The sequence below is a fragment of the Nocardia niwae NBRC 108934 = DSM 45340 genome (assembly GCF_001613465.1).
GTDB classification, from domain to species: Bacteria; Actinomycetota; Actinomycetes; order Mycobacteriales; family Mycobacteriaceae; genus Nocardia; species Nocardia niwae.
In genome coordinates this window covers 25,804-44,500 of record NZ_BDCK01000055.1, presented here as the reverse complement: position 1 = coordinate 44,500, position 18,697 = coordinate 25,804, and the positions used below count along the sequence as shown (strand labels likewise).

Genomic DNA, 18,697 nt, shown 5'->3' with positions numbered 1-18,697 from the left:
TCCTCCCGATCCATCCGGCGCGCGGCCTCGACGATCATGGCCGCCGAGTCGCGCGGGCTCAGCGCCATGGCGCGCAGCTGATCGAAGATGACGCCGAAACGGCGGATCTCGGTGTGGCCCTCGATCAGTTCGTCACCGGCCAGACCCTCCACATAGACCAGCTCGGGGTCGGCGGGATCGGGGAAGTCCAGCAAGGTGAACGAGCCCGCCATGCCGGGGTGCGCGCCCGCGTCGAACGGCAGGATCTGCAGGATCACGTTCTTTCGCTTGATCTCCTGCAGCAGCCGGTCGAGCTGGCCCCGCATCACCGCGGGGCCGCCCACGGTGCGCCGAATCGCGGCCTCGTCCAAGACCACCCACAGCTCGAGCGGCTCCTCCTTGGTCAGGTTGACCGCGCGGTCCATCCTGGCCCTCGCCCTGCTCTCCATGACCGACGCCTCGAGTTTCGGCATCGAGGTGTCGATCACGGCGGTGGCGTATTCGTAGGTCTGCAGAAGCCCTGGGATGAAGGAGGTCTGGTAGTGCCGGGCGGACAACGCCTCGGACTCGAAGTTGATGTAGGCGGCGTAGACCTCCGACACGCTGCCCTCGTACGCGCGCGACATGCCCGGCTTCAGCGCGTCGGACAGCAACTCCAAGGCGTCTTCGCGCTGTTCGTCACCGATGCGGTAGAGATCGAGCATCGCCATGAGGGTGCGACGCTGCGGCCGCGCCTGCGCGGTCTCGATCCGGTACAGCGTGGTGACGTTGATCCCGGTCTTCGCGCTCACCTCTTCCTTGCTGAGCTGGGCGTTTTCGCGCATCTCGTGCAGCATCGCCGCAAGCCGCCGCAACCGGACGGTCAGGACGGTGCGCTTGCCTGCCATCAGTACAACCCCTTCGGTCTGCGCACTTGCTGGAACGCGTTATCACGTTCGCCCTCGAATGCGGCCTGCGTGCAGCGGATCTGTGCCGAGTGTGGGCACAGCAACAGAGACTACCTCCCGTGATGCACGTTATGGTCGGTGTTTTCGTGGGACTCTGCGTTCGGTGGCCGACTCTGCGGGGCAAACCCGACCGACTGCTCGATCGACTCGGTGTGCGCATACTCCCGACCTGCTCGGCCTCGTTACGCGAACGGGCGGAACGCCGCGCTGCCGGAATGCGACCGCAGGATGCCGAAGCGCGCCCGCGCTCTCCGATCACGCGCGTGGCGGCTCGAGGTGTGGGCGTGGCCGTGCGGGGCGATGGCGCTCGGCGCACTCGCGGCTACGGTCAGGTCACCGGTCTCGCGGACCGGCGTGCCGACGGCCGCACAGCCCGTATTGCAGATCAATTGCTATAAAATTCAAACCTATCCAACATAATCAATCCTTCCAGGTTAAGCGCATATTTTGGAGGATGCGGAGAGTTTGCCACAATTTGATTTCATCTCGTGTTCCCGGCCGTGGGCCGCGAGCGCCGATGGATAATGGCCGCGTGACGAGGATGGATCACCTCGCGCTGAGAAGCGCCTCCGCGATAGAGAGTGTCATCGCGGGCACGCCGCAGAGCGTGGGTACCTTCCGCTTCTGGTTCGAGGATCAGCGATGGGAATGGTCGGACGAAGCGGCGGCCATATACGGCTACGCCGCGGGGAGCGCGCTACCCAGCACGGAGTTGCTGCTGGCGCACAAACATCCAGACGACCGCGAGCCGGCCGCCCAGTCGATCGCCGCCGTGCGCCGCGGTGAGCCGTTCTGCGGGCGCCACCGCGTCATCGATACCGCCGGGCGCACCCGTCACGTCATCGTCGTCGCCGATCGCATGCGCGACGAAGGGGGGCGGGTGATCGGCACGGCGGGCTATTTCATCGACGTCTCCGACATCCTCGAGGAGAATCGGCAGGAGATTCTCGACGACACCCTGCCCGAACTGGTCGAGTCACGGGCGGTGATCGAGCAGGCCAAGGGCGTGCTCATGGTCGTCTACGGCATCAACGCCGAACAGGCGTTCCGGGTGTTGCAGTGGCGCTCCCAGGAAACCAACATCAAGTTGCGGACGCTGGCGCGACAACTGGCCGGTGAGGTTCCCGCCATGGGCGGCGGCCCGGCCGCGCAACGGGCCCGCTTCGATCATCTGCTGTTGACCATGCACGACCTGCTGGCATCGAAGTGAGCGCGGCGCCGGAGACCGGCCCCCGATAGATTCCCCGGTGGGAGGAGGGCGGGCATCCGGCGACAGCGGCGCCGTATTTCCCTGCCGCGTCCGGAATCGGTCGCTTGCCTGCATGCGCCACGGCGACTCGCGTCGCGGCGCCCGCCGGGGGCCGCGAACTCGCCGTTTGCCACTGTGTCGCCGTCAAATGATCAGTGCGGCAACGTCATCGAGGGCGCGAGTGTTGCGTGATCTTCGCCCTTCGATCGATCCCACTACCGATAAGTCGGAGACAATTCATCAGAAGTCACCATAGTGGGAGGAAGTCGTTGTGGTCAGTGAGTACACATCGGCACTCGAGCGGGAAATCGTCACCATGCGCGGGCAACACGAGGCGTTGCTGCGCACCGGGCGGCAGTGGTCGTTGCGCACGATGTTCGGTACGCCCGACTGGGACATCGTCGATTACTGCCGCGACTTCCGGCCCAACCGGTTCGGCGACCGAGCGTGCGCGGAGGTGGAGCGCTTCTGCCGCGAGCACGGCATCTGGCTCGAGCCCGCGGGCCCGCATTACAACAGCATGACGCCCTACCTGCACCCCGGCGCCGTCAGCGCTGAACGGATGACGATCATCGGCCTGTACAACGCGATCCTGTTCTGGCTCAACGACACCGTCGGCCGGGAGAAGTTCGGCCACCTGGACGACGACGAACAGCGACAGGCGCGCGTGGCGATCGACCGGCTGTGCGTGCTGCTGCGCACACGCTCCGCGCCGGAGGACGCCACCCCGTTGGAGACCTCGACCACGGCGTTTCTCACGATGCTGTCCGCCCTCGCGGACCCGGACTGGCTCGACGGGTTCGTCGAATCGACCATCGATCACCTGCGGCCCGCGATCCAGGACCAGAACGCCCGAGCGCGCGGCGGGTTGCTCAGCGTCGAGGAGTACATCGATCTGCGGTCCCAGGTGTCGGGAATGTACCCGGCGATCGCGCTGTGCGAGTTCGGCCGGGACGACTACCTGCCGTGGCACCGGATCGGGCACACCGGGCTGGCCGGCGATCTCCATCGCCTGCGGGTGCTGACCGTGGAGATCGGCGCGCTGATGAACGACGTGTTCTCCTTCGAGAAGGAATGCATCGTCGATCTCGCGGACTTCAACTTGATCCCGGCGGTACTGCTGAACCACCCTGGATGGTCGCTGGAGGACGCCGTGCAAGGCGCCACCGAGATCGTGCGCGCGCGGCTGGCCGAATTCCGGGAGGTGGGCGCGATGGCCGCCGAGCGATGTGACCGCCTGGCCGCGGAGGACGCCGGCCTGGCGGCCACGGTCTCGACCCATCTCGCCGATCTGATCGCGTGCGTGCAAGCGACCTGGGTCTGGCAGGTCAAGACGCTGCGGTACAAAGGTGCGTCGATCTTCCGGGAGAACGGGTTGCCGTAGCCCGCCCTCCTCACCATGCCTGGGAATGCTTCCGGGCGGCAGTACTCGACGGTCTCGAACATGTGTGGATACGATGCGTCGGGGGCTATCTCCGGCCTGAATGGTGAGGGGGTTGCGGTGGAACAGATCGAACTCGCCAGGATGGCGAAATTGTGGTGGCGCGCGCTACAGGCCGTCACCGATGGGTCGGTGTCCGTACCGGACCCCGAGGTCGTGCTGCTCGGGATGGTCGAGGAGCTGGTTTCCGGCCTGGAAGCCGAACCCTTCGACGCGAGCGTCGGGCTTCGCGTGGGCGCGCGGCTGGCCTCCGCCGGGCTGGCCGGAGCGGCCGTGCCCAGTACGTCCGCGCAGGTGCTGTACGGGCTGGCCGAACGCGAGACGGCTCCGGACACCGGGCGGCGGCTCGCGGCACTGCTCGCGGCCGTCGGTCAGGGCTACGAGGCGCAATCGCAACACGCCGCCAGCGACGCGCGCCGGTCCTACGACGAACGGTTCCGCGTCGTGTTCGACAACGCGGCGATCGCGATCGCCATCGGTGACACCGACGGCACGCTGCTGGACGTCAACCGGGGCTTGGCCGAGATGATCGGCGTCCCGGCGGAAGCCTTGCGCGGGGTGTCGGTCTACGACTTCGCGCACCCCAACGACCGCGAGGGCATCCGCACGCTGGTGTACGAGAAGCTGGTCCCCGCCGGGGCGGGCACGGTGAAACTGGAACAGCGGATCCGTCGCGCCGACGACAGCTATGGGTGGGCGTCGTTCGCCATCACCTTCGTCAAGGGCGTCGACGGACAGAGCGACTATCTGCTCGCGGTCGGCGAGGACGTCACCGAGCAGCACCGGATGCGCGAGGAGCTGCATCGGCAGGCCCGCCACGACCCGCTCACCGGACTGCCGAACCGGCGGCATCTCATCGAACGGATCGACGCGATGATCGCCGAGGCCCGCAACGGGGACCGCGCGGGGTTGTGTTTCGTCGACATCGACCGCTTCAAACACATCAACGACCGCTACGGCCACGGCACCGGCGACCAGATCTTGACCGCGGTCGCCGGGCGCCTGCAGGACAGTGTGCGCGGATCGGGGTGCCTGGTCGCCCGCATCGGCGGCGACGAGTTCGTCGCGCTGATCCCGCCGCCTGCCAGCGACCACCGGGTGGCAACCGTGGCGAACAGCCTGCTCGAGGCGCTGGTCGACCCCATCACGGCCGGTGACCGGCGACTACGCATGTCGATCAGCATCGGCGCGGTAGTCACGGCGGTGGCGGGCGCGGACGCCGAATCGCTGCTCGACGCCGCCGATACCGGCCTCTACCGGGCGAAAGCCGACGGTAAGGGCCGGTGGGTGTTGCACATCCTGGACACCGACACCTCACGAGGTCCGCAACCGGTGTTGTGAGCAGCGGAGACGATATCGCGCGACGGTTCAGCGGGCCAGCAATCGGTGCAGGAACCTCGGCGAGACCATCGGCCGTTCCTCGGGCCACCGTCCCTCACGCGAGTCGTAGTCCAAGCTGTGCAACAGCGACATGACCAGGTGCCCCTCGTCGACCAGCGGCCGGATGAGCCCGGCTTCGGCGTACCGGACCACCACCGGGACCAGCTCGTCCTTCGCCTCTTCGGTCCGGCCGGCCGCCGCGAGACAGGAAGCCAGCAGCAGCGACGCCTGCGCTGCGGCTCGCGGGCGGCGATCGGCGTCGATCGAATCCCGCAACTGCCGGGCGCGCGCCGAGGCGGTGACAACCCGTTTGGCGGCGCCCGAACGCAGCAGCATGCGGATCGCGGAATCCTCGCGCATCTCCGCGGCCATCGTGGCGATGCCGCTCTCACCGGCCGGCGGTTCGGTGACATAGGTGGCCGTCAGGCCCAGCCGGACCTGCTCATTCGCGACGCGGGTGGCCAGTCGCGGCAGCTTCAGGGCCTGCGCCACCTCCGCGCCTTCGTCCAACCGTCGCGCGGCGGCCGCCAGGTCGCCGCGCAGGGACTTGATCCGGGCGCCGGTGGCGTAGTTCGCCATCAGGAAGTCGACCGGGCCGCCCTCGGTGCCGAGCCTGCCCGCTTCGTCGAGCAGGCGCTCGGCCGCGGCGAGCTGATCGCGTTCGTAGAGCAACTCACCGAGCAGAGCGCCCGCCAGACGAGCGGCGTAGGAACGGGGGCCGGAGGAGGTGGTGGCGATGTCGAATGCGGTGCGGAAGCTGCGTTCCGCCGTCGCGATGTCGAGCTGTTCGCGCGCCGCGACGCCGACCAGGCTGTGGCTGTACATCAGGATGAACGTGCTGCGGGTCTGCCGGTAGAACGGGGTGGCCCAGTCGTGCCATTCGCGCGCCCCGTCGTAGTCGAACCGGCTGAACGCGGAGAATGCGGCGAGGTTCGCGGCCTCGCACAGCACCCACGGCCCCAGCGTGTCGGCGCGGCCCAGACATTTGCCGACCACGGCGTCCACGCCTTCGGGACGGTCGCCGAACGCGCGTTCCACGCACTCGACGAGGTCGGCCTCGAGTGCCAGATCGGGGTCGTCGACCGGGGCCTTGTCCAGCGCCGCGCGCACCAGCCGCAACGCGGCGTGCAGCTCCGTGGGCTGCCGCAGCACCACGTGGGTCCACGCGATCGCGATCTGCAACCGCGGGCGCGCGGCGGCGGCCGCGGGCGGAAGTTTCGCGAGCAGGCCGAGGAAGGTCGCGAGTTGCGCGTCCTGCACCAGAGCGCGGGCTTTCGCCTCGAGGATGTCGACGGCCATCTCGCCGTCGTCACCGGCCAGCGCGTGGTCGATGGCCTCGCTGAGCATCCCGTGATCGCCGAACCATTTCGCCGCCGTGCGATGCAGCGCGGCGACCTCGTCGGGATGGTCTCGCTCCAGTCGCTGGCGCAGAAACTCGGCGAACAGATGGTGGTAGCGGAACCAGTCGCCGCTCTCGTCGACTCGCCGCAGGAACAGATTGCGGCGTTCGAGATTCTCCAGCAGGTCCTGTCCGTGCGGCCTTCCGGTGAGAGCCGTGGCCAGACTGCCGGAGACTCGTTCGGGGAGGGAGGTTTTCAGGAGAACGTCGCGTAGCTCGGGTTCGACGGTGTCCAGCACGTTCTCGGCCAGGTACTCGGCGATGGCATGGTTGCGACCGGACAGGTGCGCGATCAGCGAGGCCGGGTCCGGGTGCTCGCGCAGCGACAGCGAGGCCAATTGCAGGGCCGCCGCCCAGCCTTCGGTGTAGTCGCGCAGCTCGGCGCTCTCGGCGTCGGCCAGGGTGAGGCCGGTTTGCTCGGCGAGGAACGTCCGCGCCTCCTCGGCATCGAATCGCAGTGCGGCGGCATCGATTTCGACGAGCTGGTGACGGACGCGCATGGTGCCGAGCGGCAACCCTTCCAGCGACCGGCTGGTCAGGATGATCTGCAAATGTTGCGGACCCTCCTCGATCAGGTAGTGCAGGGCCTCGACGGCGGCGGGATCGGTGATCCGATCCCAGTCGTCGATCACCAGGGCGAATCGCTCGTCGCGGGCGTGGATCGCGTCGATCAGCGTGGTGAGCACGTAGCGCGCGGCAGCGGCGTCGCCCTCCTCGAGGACGGGCGTGAGGTCCGGGGCCAGCGCTGGGCTCACGCGGTTGAACGCCTCGATCAGATGGGTCAGCAACCAGACGACGTTGTTGTCGTCCCGGTCGACGTTCAACCAGGCCACCGCCACCTTCTCGGTCTCGGCGAGACGCTTGGCCCACTGGGCCGCCAGGGTGCTCTTGCCGAACCCGGCCGGGGCGTGGATGACGGCCAGGCGCGGCGGCGGCACGGTCTGCAGCGCGTCGATCAGGCGCGCACGCTGGACCAGCGGCCGAGTCGGCATCGCCGGGCGGAACTTGGTCTCGGGCGTCGGCGGTGTCTTCGGATGCGGAGTGGAGAACCGCGCGGTGGCGGTCAACGGCCGTGTGCTGAGGTCTTCGGGCGCGGGCCGGTCACCCGCGGGCAGTGTCATGTGCTCGACCTGCATGTCGTTGCCGCGCTGGATATCGCGCAGCATCTCGCCGAACGCGGCGGCCGAGGGCGGACGGTCCGCGGGATTGTGCGCCATGCTGGTCTCGATGGCGGCCGCCACCTCGTCGGGGATGCCGTCGAGCCGCAGATCCGGCAGCGGGTCGGCGGCGATGCGGAGGAACTGCGCGACTACCTGCTCGCCGGAACGACGCTCGTATGCCGCGTGCCCGGTGATCATGGCGAACAGGGTCGCGCCGAGGCCGTAGACGTCCGAGGCGACCGACGGGACGCCGGAGCGCAGCACCTCCGGCGCGGTGAACGCGGGCGACCCGGTCACCACGCCCGTAGTGGTCTCGAATCCGCCTTCGATGCGGGCGATGCCGAAATCGGTGAGTTGCGGCTCGCCGTAGTCGGTGAGCAGGACATTCCCCGGTTTGATGTCGCGGTGCAGAATGCCCGCCCGGTGCGCGGTCTCCAACGCGCCGGCCAGCTTCACGGTGATCCCGATCGCCTCGGGCAACGGCAGAAAACCCTCCCGGCGAATACGGTCTTCCAGCGAGCCGTGCGAGTGATACGGCATCACCAGGTAGGGCCGTCCGCTGCGGGTGGTCCCCACCTGCAGGATCGGCACGATGTTCGGATGCCCCGACAGCGCGCCCATGGCCTGCTGTTCGCGCAGGAACCGTTCGACATTCTCGGGTTCGAGATCCGGTCGCGCGGTGAGAACCTTGACCGCGACGCTGCGATTCAACGCCCGCTGCCTGCAGCGGTAGACGACGCCGAAGCCGCCCTTGCCGATCACTTCGGGGTCGTCGAGACCCGCGCCCTCCAGTTCCCGCTCGATCCCTGGAGGCCGATCGTGCTGTGTGGCGAACGGGTCCGAACCGGCCATGGCCCTGCTCTGCGTCGGATGTCTGTGGTCCTGCGGGTAGATACCCAGTTTATGCCCAGCGAACCTCGTCCTTGTTAATACGTTCGGTATAGAAGATGAGGTAGAAGCGGGTCCTGTGCCGCAGTGATGCCGTGGTTGTGGGGTGGCAGCCGGACACCGGCAACGCGAGGGGAGTCGTGCCGGCGGGTGGGAAGGTCTTTCGGAGGGCGTCGGAGCGACGTCCGGTGCTACGACGTGTGCCAGAATCCGCGCATGACGATCGACGTCTGGGCGCAACACCCGACCCGGCGATTCCTGGCCAACGACATGTTCGACTCGCTGCGTCGGTGGACCGGAGCGGTGATACCGACCGACGAGATCCCCCTGTCGGTCACCCTCGACGCGATGGACGCCGCGGGCGTCGACCGGGCGCTCATCTCGGCCTGGCACGCGCCGGAAGGCGTGCTCATCTCCAACGACGAGGTCGCGGCCTGGGTGGCCGAGGCGCCCGATCGCCTGCTTCCCATCGCGTCGGTGGACCTGCGCAGGCCGATGGAAGCGGTACGGGAACTGCGCCGCCGCGTGGACCAAGGGTTCAAGGGGCTGCGGGTACTCCCGTGGCTGTGGGAGTTGCCGCCGACGGATCGGCGTTTCTATCCGCTGTTCGCGGCCTGTGTCGATGCGGGGATCCCGTTCTGTACGCAGGTGGGGCACACGGGTCCGTTGCGCCCGTCGGATACCGGTCGCCCCATCCCGTACATCGACCAGATCGCCCTCGACTTCCCGGAGCTGACGATCGTCTGCGGGCACATCGGTTATCCGTGGACCGAGGAGATGATCGCGGTCGCGCGCAAGCACGAGAACGTCGTCATCGACACCTCGGCGTACACGACGAAACGCTTTCCAGCGGAACTGGTCTCGTATATGAAGTCCGGCAGCGGGCGCCGGAAGGTGCTGTTCGGCACGAACTATCCGATGATCTTCCCGCAGCACGCGCTCGACGGCTTCGCGGCCCTCGGTCTCGACGACGAGACCCGCGAGTTGTACCTGGACGGCAACGCCCGCCGCGTTTTCGGACTGGCCGGTTGACCGAATTCGCGTGGCGGCGTGTCGGCGGTGTGTTGCGCGAGCTTTCCCGGCTCGAGCCCATAGGATGCCTCGGCGCGCCGGAGTCGACCGGGCCGTCGTGCGGAACACCGGATGATCGGTTGCCGGTCTTCCCGGTCGGCGCATCGTGAGGAGGTCGAATGCTCTGGGTGGTACAAGTGTTCGCCGCCGCGGCCGCTGTGCTCCATGTCGGCATCTTCGTCATGGAGTCTGTGCGGTTCGGTGACCCCAAGGTGTATCGGGGGGTCTTCCGGCTGTCGGAAGCCGAACTGTCCTCGGCGCGGCCGTGGGCGTTCAATCAGGGCTTCTACAACCTGTTTCTGGCGGTGGTGACACTCGTCGGCGTGGCGATCCTGCGGTCGATACCGGAGGCCGGGTGGGCGCTGGTGCTCGCCGGATGCGGGTCGATGCTGGCCGCGGCGGTGGTCCTGGTGGCGCACGACCGCCGTTTCGCCAGAGGCGCGGTGGTGCAGGGCGCGCTGCCCGCGCTGACGCTGCTCGCGGCCGCGACCCAGCTCTGATTGTGGCCTGGCGGTCGGCGAGCACGCTGAAGACCGGTGCACCGCTTCGCGATCGGTCGCAGTGCTCGCGTCGCCGGGTCCGGTGCGCGTCATCGGCACACTGCCGGTGACCGAAGGTCCGCAGTGGTGGGTGAATTCGTACTCGCGGGCGGGCGTGTGGCCCCGAATGCCGACCGGGGGTCGGGAACAAGGAGTGTGTTCGCCCTCGCCGTCCGGGTCGGTAATCGGTCGGCTCCCGTGCCGAAAACGGTTGCGGCCGGTGTGCTCTCGGCGTTCAGGTGCTGTCAGGAGGCCTTGACCGCAGAAATGCAGACGCAATCTTGCGTTCTTGCATCTGTACGTGCATGATCCAGCTAGCCTAGTTGTGACAACCGATCCGATGGCCGGGATAACCGAATCGAGAGCCAATTATGTTGGTACAAAGAGCGTTGGTGTCGGGTGAACTCGGAGTGCGGCGGTGAGCGCGCCGACCGTCGGCGTCTTACCGACCGCACCGCAATTGCTGTGTGCTTTCCAAGGGCGTCGTTTCCAAGACCGGGAACTGCTGCGGTCCGCACACGCACTCGCCGAGCTGCATCAGCGCCGCGTGCAGGTGGCGGACGCCGCACTCATCGCCGAAATAGACTGCAGGCGCCGCGAACTCGTCGACGACATCAACGACTGGGTCGCGCAGGAGATCCCGCAGCACCGTAACGGGGCCTCGCTGCACACCGAAAGCCTCGGCGCCGTGGTGGACCGGATGGCGCGTAGCTGGGTGGACGCCAATCAGGTCATTCACATCGAGGGCGGGCGCAGCGACAATACCCATAAGCATTGGTACCAACTGGCCGAACTCGTCGACGGGTACACTGATCTGGTAACCGACGTGGCCGGTGGCCGCCGCCGTTTGCCCGAACAATGATTTCGTCGCGACGGAGGTCTCGTCCGCGGTAGTGACACTGCCCCGCAGCGTCACTCGTCCGAATGGCGACATCCCGGTGCCGAGTCACCCGACCAGTGGCTTCCCCGGGTGGTCCTGTCGCCGGCACAGTGACGGCGGGCGCAACGGGGCGCCCCGCCCGGCGTGCCGCGTGGTCGACTGGCGCGGCACGCCCGTGAGGGTTCCGCTACCTGGCAATCATTCCGCGACCAGAGCGCGGTCGCCTGCGCGCGCTGCCCGGCGGGCGCGCCGCCGCCGCAGATAGCGACGGATCCGGCTGGCGCAGAAGTACACCAGCGCCACCCCGATGACGAGCAGCACGGCCGCGATCACCGCGGCGGTCAGCGGATGGAACACGGCGAGGGTGACCACGCCGGCCACGGTCACGTCCTCTGCGGTGCTCACCACGATGTTGCTGGCGGGCTCGGGGGAGGTGTTGACCGCCATCCTGGTCCCCGCCTTGACCAGGTGGCTCACCAGCGCAGCCGTTCCGCCGACCGCGCCCGCGGCGAGTTCCGGCAGCGAGCCGTCCTGTCCGGCCAGCAGGGCCGCGACCACAGCGCCCGCGATCGGGCGCACGACGGTGTGCACCGCGTCCCAGAACGAGTCGAGATACGGGATCTTGTCGGCCACGGCCTCGATGAGGAACAACACCGCCGCCGCGATCAGGACGTCGGTGCGCTGCAACGCTTCCGGAACCGAGTCGGTGAAGCCGAACCGGCCGAAGAGGCCGAGCAGCAGAACCACGGCGTAGGCGTTCACGCCGCTGGCCCAGCCGGCGGTGAAGATCAACGGTAGAGCGGACACGAGCCCATGGTATGGGGAGCCAGCGGCGGCGCGGCACGACGTCGTGGGCGAGGTCGATGCGTATCGACAGCCGCGATGTCCGGCCGGGTGATCGCCGGCGCGGGGTGCCGATGGATGTCCCTCCGGCGACCTCGGGACGGGTCCTTTGGACGATGCGCTGGACCGGGTGGAACCGGACCGTGGTCCGAGGCTGTTCCCGCTGGCCCTCGGCAGCGGCGCGGTCGTCCGATTACGCTGTTCGCTATGTCTGTCCGCACTCGCAAGCCCCTCGTACCCGGAACGTTGTCACCGACCCGTGAAGTGCCGCGCGCCATCGAGCGCCCGGAATACGCGTGGAAGAAGACCGCCGACGAGGGACGCGAGCCCTGGGTGCAGACCGCGGAGACGATCGAGAAGATGCGGATCGCGGGCAAGATCGCCGCGCAGGCGCTGGAGGAGGCGGGCAAGGCCGTCGCGCCCGGCGTCACCACCGACGAACTGGACCGCATCGCGCACGAGTACATGTGCGACCACGGGGCTTACCCGTCCACCCTGGGTTACAAAGGCTTTCCGAAGTCGTGCTGCACCTCGCTGAACGAGGTCATCTGCCATGGCATCCCGGACTCGACGGTGATCGAGGACGGTGACATCGTCAACATCGACGTCACCGCCTACATCGACGGCGTGCACGGCGACACCAACAAGACGTTCCTCGCCGGTGACGTCGACGAGGAGGTGCGCCTGCTGGTCGAGCGGACCGAGGAGGCCACCATGCGGGCGATCAAGGCGGTGCGGCCGGGCCGGGCGCTGAACGTGATCGGCCGCGTCATCGAGTCCTACGCCAACCGGTTCGGCTACGGCGTAGTGCGCGACTTCACCGGCCACGGGGTCGGCCCGACGTTCCACAGCGGGCTGGTCGTGCTGCACTACGACCAGCCCGCGGTGGAGACGGTCATCGAACCGGGCATGACGTTCACCATCGAGCCGATGATCAACCTCGGTGGCATCGACTACGAGATCTGGGACGACGGCTGGACCGTCGTCACCAAGGATCGCAAGTGGACCGCGCAGTTCGAGCACACCTTGGTCGTCACCGACTCGGGGGCCGAGATCCTGACCCTCCCGTGACCGGCCCGGCCGGTCGCGGTCCGGTGGCCGCACGCCGGATGGCCGGACCGCGATGAAGGGCGCGCTGCTGGTCGCGGGTACGACCTCGGACGCGGGCAAGAGCGTCGTCGTGGCCGGGATCTGCCGGATGCTGGCGCGGCGCGGCGTGCGCGTCGCCCCGTTCAAGGCCCAGAACATGTCCAACAACTCCGTGGTCACGCTCGACGGCGGGGAAATCGGCCGGGCGCAGGCTTTGCAGGCCCAGGCGTGCGGGCTCGAGCCGAGCGTGCGGTTCAATCCCGTGCTGCTCAAGCCCGGCAGTGATCGCCGCTCCCAGCTGGTGGTGCGGGGCAAGGCGATCGGCACCGTCGGCGCGGAGGACTATTTCCGGCATCGCCGGGAGCTGCGCGACGTGGTAACCGCAGAACTCGCCGCCTTGCGCGCCGACTTCGACGTGGTCGTCTGCGAGGGCGCCGGGTCACCCGCCGAGATCAACCTGCGCGCGACGGACCTGGCGAACATGGGTCTGGCGCGCGCCGCGCAGCTGCCGGTGTTGCTCGTCGGGGACATCGATCGCGGCGGGGTACTCGCGCATCTGTTCGGCACCGTCGCCATCCTCGAGCCCGAAGACCAGCGATTGATCTGCGGGTTCGTCGTCAACAAGTTCCGGGGCGCGGTCGAGCTGCTGCGGCCGGGGCTGGAGCGTCTCACCGAACTCACCGGTCGGCCGACGCTCGGCGTCCTGCCGTATGCCGAGGACTTGTGGATCGACGCGGAGGACTCGCTGGGCACCCTCGCCGACGCGCCGGTCGGCCGTCCGCGGCCACCGGTGGGCGCCGAATGGCTCACCGTCGCCGCCATCCGGCTGCCGCGCATCTCCAATTCCACCGACGTGGAGGCGCTGGCCTGCGAACCCGGCGTGGCGGTGCGCTGGGTGGCCGAACCGTCCCGGTTGGCGGACGCGGATCTGGTGGTCCTGCCCGGCAGCAAGGCGACGGTGTCGGACCTGCGGTGGTTGCGGCGTACCGGCATCGCCGACGCACTGCGGGCCCGGGCCGCCGCGGGCAAGCCGATCCTCGGCGTCTGCGGTGGATACCAGATGCTCGGCACCCGCATTCTCGACCGCGTCGAGTCGGGTGCGGGTGAGGTGGACGGGCTCGGACTGCTCGACCTCACCGTGGAATTCGACGAGCCGAAGGTGCTGCGCCGCAGCGCGGGGCATGCCGCGGGAATTCCGGTGCGCGGCTACGAGATCCATCACGGCCGGGTCACGCACCACGCGGATCCGGCCTGGCTCACCATCGACGGCGAGCCGGAGGGCAGCGTCCGCGGCGCGGTGTGGGGCACCCACCTGCACGGGTTGCTGGAGTCCGACGACTTCCGCCGCGGGTGGCTGCGCACGGTGGCCGGGGCGGCGGGCCGGTCGGGTTTCGTTGCGGCCGCAGACGTCTCGGTCGCGACGGTGCGTGCCGCCCAGCTGGATCTGCTGGCCGATCTGATCGAAGACCATCTCGACCTCGCCGCGTTCGAGCGCCTGCTGGCCGACGGCGCGCCCGCCGATCTGCCCGTCCTGGCCACCGATACGGTGCTCGCGAGCGACCGCATCGGTTGACGCGAACCACCCTGCGCCTTACCTTGCAGTAAGGATTTCGGCTCCAAGTAAGGCGGAGTCGATCGGCATGGTCGGGTGAGGATGATGGCGGCGGAGAAGAGACCCAGCAGCCGAGGGGCGAATGTGGTGTCGGCAACGGTCACGAGCAAGGGGCAGATCACGATTCCGATCGACGTGCGGGTGGCGATGGGCCTGCGCACGGGCGTGCGGGTCGCGTTCGTCCCCACGCCCGGCGGCACCTACGAACTGGTGCCCGAGACGCGCACCATCAAGGCGCTCAAGGGCATCGTGGGCTGGTCCGGTTCGTCGATCGGCCTCGCCGAGATGAACGAGGCCATCGCGGGCAACGTCGTGGAAGGCAAGCACGGATGATCGGCCTGGACGCGAATGTACTGATCCGCTACCTCACTCAGGACGACCCGGAGCAGTCCGCGCGGGCCAATCAGGTGATAGACGGGCTCACCGAGAGCAAACCCGGCTACATCACGATGATCGTGCTCGCCGAGATCCACTGGGTGCTGCGCCGCGGCTACAAGCAGGACCCGGAGGCCGTCACCGACGTGCTGCTCGGACTGCTCGATTCGAGCGAAATCGTGGTGGAGCGCGCCGACACCGTGCGCCAGGCGCTGCGCCGGGCCGCCGACGGCGCGGACTTCGCCGACGCGCTGATCCAGCAGCTCGGTCAGGAGGCCGGCTGTGAGCTGACCGTCACCTTCGATCCCAACGCAGGTGAGCGGGCCGGGATGCGCCTGCTCGCCTGAATCCGGCACCCCCGACCCACCGCCGCGGCGCCGTGATCCGTGTAGCGTGATTCGGCATGGAATCTCGGCAGATCACGGTGGGTGACCGGGCGTGGACCGTGCGGATCGGCGGGCCGGAATCCCGGCACAGCGTGCTGCTGCTGCCCGACGCGGGCGACCCGGCGGATGTCTTCGATCAGGTGTGCGCCCGGCTGCACAATTCGGATCTGCGTACCTTCGCGGTGGAGTCGATCGAGGGTCTGGACGCGGCCGGCGTCACCGCGATCCTGGACGCCCTGGGGCTGCCGTGGGTGAACGTGGCCGGGTGCGGTGCGGGCGCCGTGCTGGCCTGGCAGGCGTGCGCGCGCGGATTCGGCCGTTTCCAGAGCCTGGTGGTGGCCGATCGCGGTCATCCGGCCACCCCCGGCGCCGACGGGGCGGTGGCGGACGCGGCGACCGGCCCGGTCGAGGTGCCGACCACGCTGCTGGTCACCAAGAATCTGCCGCGCCAGGTGGCCGACACCTCGGGGCGGTTCGTCTACGGCGAGTTCCGGGTGGTGGAGGTGGACGTCACCGACGTGGCCACCGAGGCCGACCACGAACTGGCCACCGAGATCGTGCTACGCACCAGCCTCTGGTGAGTTCGCGTCCGCCTGATAGGCGGCCAGCCAGTCCAGCCAGCTGTCGAGTTCGCGGAACGCCTGGGCCAGCGGTTTGGGGCCGGAGAGAAACACATCGTGCTTGGCGCCGTCGATCGGCACCATGTTCGTGCGATCGCCGAGGCAGCCCGACCAGCGCTGGATCTGCCTGACGTCGAGCACCGCGTCGGCCACGTCCACGGCGGGGCCGTACTCCTTGGCGAACTTGGTCATCCGGGAGCGCAGGATGAGCGAGGGGACGCCGATGTCGAGGCCTTGGTGCAGCCGAGCGTGGCCGTTGCGGATCGCCCGCAGCCAGCCGAGCCGGACCGGGAAGCCGTGCAACGGTTTCCAGTCCAAGTTGTAGTTCCACTCGCCGGACACCGAGTGGTGCAGGCTGTCGCCGTAGGCGCTGATCTTGCCGCCGGGTAGCTGGGCCATCTTCCTGAACCGTCCGACCGCTTTGATGATCGGCGTTCCGATGCTGCGGTAGTACGCCGGACCCTGCAGGTCGAACCACGGGCTGTTGAGCACCACACCGGTGATGCCGGCCGCGGCCGTTCCCTCGGCGCGGTTGAGCCGATCCAGCCACAGCGACACGACCAGACCGCCCGTGGAGTGGGCGTTGAGCACGACCGGAGCACCGGTCTCGGCCCGGATGATCCGCAGTGCCTCGGCCAGCTCCCGGTCGTAGAAAGCGAGATCCGTCACATAGTGCGGGGTGTGCCCATCACGCAGGGACCGTCCGCATTTGCGCAGGTCGAGTGCGTAGAACTGGAACCCGCGCGCGGCGAAGTGCTCGGCGAGGTGCTCCTGGAAGAAGTAGTCGGTGAAGCCGTGGACGTAGAGCACCGCGCCCGCGGTCTGCTCGACGACGCCGGAGGGCACGTAGCGCACCAGTGTGGCGACCACCTCGCCCTCGCCCTCGCCGTCGGGATCGGGGCCCAGGGGCAGCGTGCGCTGCTCGTACTGCGGACCCAGGACGTCGGGGCGCCAACCTTCGCCATCCGGCGAAGTGCTGACCGGTTCGGCAAGCGACTGTTCGTTCGTCACGCGACCAATGTATTGGACAGCGTCACGCACCGACAGACCATGGCCGCCCGCCCGCCGCCCGAGTGACGACGATCTCTGTCGCATTCCGCACATTCGGCAGGTTCGCTGCGGGGTGGCGGCGTGGTGAGGTGCACAATTGGGCTTAGGTGAACGACGGGTAACCTAAATCCCGCCATGCCGTTCGGGGCCGGCGGTCGCCGGAACCGAGCCACAACCACACCGTGCCCAGGCAGGTCCACCCGCCCGGTGGGCCCGCGCAGAAGGACAAGGAAGTCGATCTACCCGTGCCGAACGCTGCCATGACTGAAAAGACCGATGTAGTACTCATCGGTGCCGGCATCATGAGTGCCACTCTCGGCGCGCTGCTGCGGCAGCTGCAGCCGGACTGGTCGATCTCCCTGTTCGAGCGGCTCGACGCCGCCGCGGCGGAGAGCAGCGATCCGTGGAACAACGCGGGTACCGGGCACTCCGCGCTCTGCGAGCTGAACTACAGCCCGCAGCTGCCGGACGGCTCGGTGGACATCACCAAGGCCGTCGACATCAACGAGCGGTTCCAGGTCTCCCGCCAGTTCTGGTCCTACGGCGTGGAGAACGGCATCCTCCGTGACCCGTCCGCCTTCATCAACCCGATCCCGCATGTCAGCTTCGTGCACGGCGCCGACAACGTGGAGTACCTGCGCAAGCGGTACGAAGCCCTGGCGCCGCACCCGCTGTTCGAGGGCATGGAGTTCATCGACAGCCCCGACGAGTTCACCCGGCGGTTGCCGCTGATGGCGCGCGGACGCGACTTCAGCGACCCGATCGCGCTGAACTGGACCGACGGCGGCACCGACATCGACTTCGGCTCCCTCACCCAGGAACTGCTCGCCTATCTCGGCGCCTCCGGCGCGGACCTGGCCTTCGGGCACGAGGTGCGCGACCTGTCCAAGCAGTCCGACGGGTCCTGGCTGGTTACCGTGCGCAACGTGCGCACCCGGGAGACGCGCACGCTGATCAGCAAGTTCGTCTTCGTCGGCGCGGGCGGCGGCGCCCTGCCGCTGCTGCAGAAGGCAGGCATCAGGGAGGCGAGGGGATTCGGCGGGTTCCCGGTCAGCGGTCAGTTCTTCCGCTGCGTCAACCCGGCGCTGATCCAGCAGCACGAGGCCAAGGTGTACGGCAAGGCCGCGGTCGGCGCCCCGCCGATGTCGGTTCCGCACCTGGACACCCGCGTGATCAAGGGCAAGCCGGGCCTGCTGTTCGGCCCGTACGCGGGCTGGACGCCGAAGTTCCTCAAGGACGGCAAGAACACCGACCTGTTCAAGTCGGTGCGGCCGAACAACATCTTCTCGCTGCTCGGCGTCGGCGTCACCGAACTCGGCCTGACCAAGTACCTGGTCAGTGAGCTGCTGAAGTCCGAGGCGGGCAAGGTGGTCACGCTGTCGGAGTTCATTCCGCGCGCCGAGGCCAGGGACTGGGAGCTGATCACCGCCGGCCAGCGCGTGCAGGTCATCCGCCGCAAGGGCGTGGGCGGCGTGCTCGAGTTCGGCACCGCCGTGATCGCCGCGCAGGACGGCACCATCGCCGGTCTGCTCGGCGCCTCCCCGGGCGCCTCCACCTGCGTCACCGCCATGCTGGACGTGCTGCAGCGGTGCTTCCCGCAGGAGTACGCCGAGTGGACGCCGAAGCTGAAGGAGATGGTGCCCTCGCTGGGCGTGAAGCTCTCCGAGGACCCGGCGCTGTTCCACGAAGTGTGGGATTGGACCTCCAAGGCGCTGAACCTGGTCGACGGCGGCGACAACACGCCGAAACACGCGGGGGTCGCGGCGAACGCCTAGGTTGTGATAGCAAG

The 18,697-nt window shown here is 68.4% G+C and carries 16 protein-coding genes; 12 read left to right on the top strand and 4 right to left on the bottom strand.

From position 1 onward, the window contains the following. A partial coding sequence (locus tag NNI01S_RS31335; protein ID WP_063917771.1) for a helix-turn-helix domain-containing protein occupies positions 1 to 866 on the bottom strand: 866 nt, incomplete at its 3' end. Positions 867 to 1,467: 601 nt separating this feature from the next. Here NNI01S_RS31335 and NNI01S_RS31325 point away from each other — a divergent pair. The 3 genes from NNI01S_RS31325 (at position 1,468) to NNI01S_RS31315 (ending at position 4,957) form a co-directional block, all read left to right on the top strand. After that, positions 1,468 to 2,136, top strand: coding sequence for an ANTAR domain-containing protein (locus NNI01S_RS31325; protein WP_063024871.1), 669 nt, complete (start codon positions 1,468 to 1,470; stop codon positions 2,134 to 2,136). 310 nt (positions 2,137 to 2,446) lie between these two features. Continuing rightward, positions 2,447 to 3,559, top strand: coding sequence for a terpene synthase family protein (locus tag NNI01S_RS31320; RefSeq protein WP_063024870.1), 1,113 nt, complete (start codon positions 2,447 to 2,449; stop codon positions 3,557 to 3,559). Between the two features lie 117 nt (positions 3,560 to 3,676). Beyond that, on the top strand, positions 3,677 to 4,957 hold the full coding sequence (locus tag NNI01S_RS31315; protein ID WP_245676451.1) for a GGDEF domain-containing protein: 1,281 nt from the start codon (positions 3,677 to 3,679) through the stop codon (positions 4,955 to 4,957). Positions 4,958 to 4,984: 27 nt separating this feature from the next. On the opposite strand, the gene NNI01S_RS31310 is transcribed toward NNI01S_RS31315, so the two are convergent. Beyond that, positions 4,985 to 8,407: a serine/threonine-protein kinase gene (locus NNI01S_RS31310; protein WP_063024868.1), complete on the bottom strand. Its 3,423-nt coding sequence runs from the start codon at positions 8,405 to 8,407 to the stop codon at positions 4,985 to 4,987. A gap of 252 nt (positions 8,408 to 8,659) precedes the next feature. On the opposite strand from NNI01S_RS31310, the gene NNI01S_RS31305 reads away from it, so the two are divergent. From NNI01S_RS31305 to NNI01S_RS31295, 3 genes are all read left to right on the top strand, one after another. Then, positions 8,660 to 9,475: an amidohydrolase family protein gene (locus NNI01S_RS31305; RefSeq protein WP_063024866.1), complete on the top strand. Its 816-nt coding sequence runs from the start codon at positions 8,660 to 8,662 to the stop codon at positions 9,473 to 9,475. A gap of 158 nt (positions 9,476 to 9,633) precedes the next feature. Beyond that, a complete protein-coding gene (locus NNI01S_RS31300) occupies positions 9,634 to 10,014 on the top strand; it encodes a DUF1304 domain-containing protein (protein ID WP_063024865.1) in 381 nt (126 codons plus the stop codon). 541 nt (positions 10,015 to 10,555) lie between these two features. Next, complete coding sequence (locus tag NNI01S_RS31295; RefSeq protein ID WP_063024892.1) at positions 10,556 to 10,915, top strand: DUF4254 domain-containing protein; 360 nt, start codon at positions 10,556 to 10,558, stop codon at positions 10,913 to 10,915. 216 nt (positions 10,916 to 11,131) lie between these two features. Here NNI01S_RS31295 and NNI01S_RS31290 read toward each other — a convergent pair whose 3' ends face one another. After that, complete coding sequence (locus NNI01S_RS31290; RefSeq protein ID WP_063024863.1) at positions 11,132 to 11,740, bottom strand: DUF4126 domain-containing protein; 609 nt, start codon at positions 11,738 to 11,740, stop codon at positions 11,132 to 11,134. Positions 11,741 to 11,983: 243 nt separating this feature from the next. On the opposite strand from NNI01S_RS31290, the gene map reads away from it, so the two are divergent. The 5 genes from map to NNI01S_RS31265 all read left to right on the top strand — a co-directional run bounded on the left by map (position 11,984) and on the right by NNI01S_RS31265 (position 15,819). Next, positions 11,984 to 12,847, top strand: coding sequence for a type I methionyl aminopeptidase (gene map / locus NNI01S_RS31285; RefSeq protein WP_063024861.1), 864 nt, complete (start codon positions 11,984 to 11,986; stop codon positions 12,845 to 12,847). Positions 12,848 to 12,899: 52 nt separating this feature from the next. Beyond that, positions 12,900 to 14,438, top strand: a complete 1,539-nt coding sequence (locus NNI01S_RS31280; RefSeq protein ID WP_063024859.1) for a cobyric acid synthase — start codon at positions 12,900 to 12,902, stop codon at positions 14,436 to 14,438. Between the two features lie 123 nt (positions 14,439 to 14,561). Beyond that, positions 14,562 to 14,810, top strand: coding sequence for an AbrB/MazE/SpoVT family DNA-binding domain-containing protein (locus NNI01S_RS31275; protein ID WP_063024890.1), 249 nt, complete (start codon positions 14,562 to 14,564; stop codon positions 14,808 to 14,810). After that, a complete protein-coding gene (locus NNI01S_RS31270; protein WP_063024857.1) occupies positions 14,807 to 15,199 on the top strand; it encodes a type II toxin-antitoxin system VapC family toxin in 393 nt (130 codons plus the stop codon). The genes NNI01S_RS31275 and NNI01S_RS31270 overlap by 4 nt, the downstream gene beginning before the upstream one ends. Before the next feature lie 56 nt (positions 15,200 to 15,255). Beyond that, positions 15,256 to 15,819 (top strand): alpha/beta fold hydrolase, encoded by a 564-nt coding sequence (locus NNI01S_RS31265; protein ID WP_063024855.1) that lies wholly within the window; start codon positions 15,256 to 15,258, stop codon positions 15,817 to 15,819. Here NNI01S_RS31265 and NNI01S_RS31260 read toward each other — a convergent pair. Beyond that, on the bottom strand, positions 15,799 to 16,869 hold the full coding sequence (locus tag NNI01S_RS31260; RefSeq protein ID WP_063024853.1) for an alpha/beta hydrolase: 1,071 nt from the start codon (positions 16,867 to 16,869) through the stop codon (positions 15,799 to 15,801). The genes NNI01S_RS31265 and NNI01S_RS31260 overlap by 21 nt on opposite strands. 299 nt (positions 16,870 to 17,168) lie before the next feature. On the opposite strand from NNI01S_RS31260, the gene mqo reads away from it, so the two are divergent. Beyond that, on the top strand, positions 17,169 to 18,683 hold the full coding sequence (mqo, locus tag NNI01S_RS31255; protein ID WP_063024850.1) for a malate dehydrogenase (quinone): 1,515 nt from the start codon (positions 17,169 to 17,171) through the stop codon (positions 18,681 to 18,683). Positions 18,684 to 18,697 lie beyond the last annotated feature (14 nt).

What these genes read in the sequence shown, in the direction of transcription:
- NNI01S_RS31280 (WP_063024859.1), top strand. Translation starts at nt 12,900, where the DNA reads ATGAAGGGCGCGCTGCTGGTCGCGGGTACGACCTCGGACGCGGGCAAG.
- NNI01S_RS31300 (WP_063024865.1), top strand. Translation starts at nt 9,634, where the DNA reads ATGCTCTGGGTGGTACAAGTGTTCGCCGCCGCGGCCGCTGTGCTCCAT.
- NNI01S_RS31325 (WP_063024871.1), top strand. Translation starts at nt 1,468, where the DNA reads ATGGATCACCTCGCGCTGAGAAGCGCCTCCGCGATAGAGAGTGTCATC.
- NNI01S_RS31270 (WP_063024857.1), top strand. Translation starts at nt 14,807, where the DNA reads ATGATCGGCCTGGACGCGAATGTACTGATCCGCTACCTCACTCAGGAC.
- NNI01S_RS31310 (WP_063024868.1), bottom strand. Translation starts at nt 8,407, where the DNA reads ATGGCCGGTTCGGACCCGTTCGCCACACAGCACGATCGGCCTCCAGGG.
- NNI01S_RS31265 (WP_063024855.1), top strand. Translation starts at nt 15,256, where the DNA reads ATGGAATCTCGGCAGATCACGGTGGGTGACCGGGCGTGGACCGTGCGG.
- map (WP_063024861.1), top strand. Translation starts at nt 11,984, where the DNA reads ATGTCTGTCCGCACTCGCAAGCCCCTCGTACCCGGAACGTTGTCACCG.
- NNI01S_RS31305 (WP_063024866.1), top strand. Translation starts at nt 8,660, where the DNA reads ATGACGATCGACGTCTGGGCGCAACACCCGACCCGGCGATTCCTGGCC.
- mqo (WP_063024850.1), top strand. Translation starts at nt 17,169, where the DNA reads ATGACTGAAAAGACCGATGTAGTACTCATCGGTGCCGGCATCATGAGT.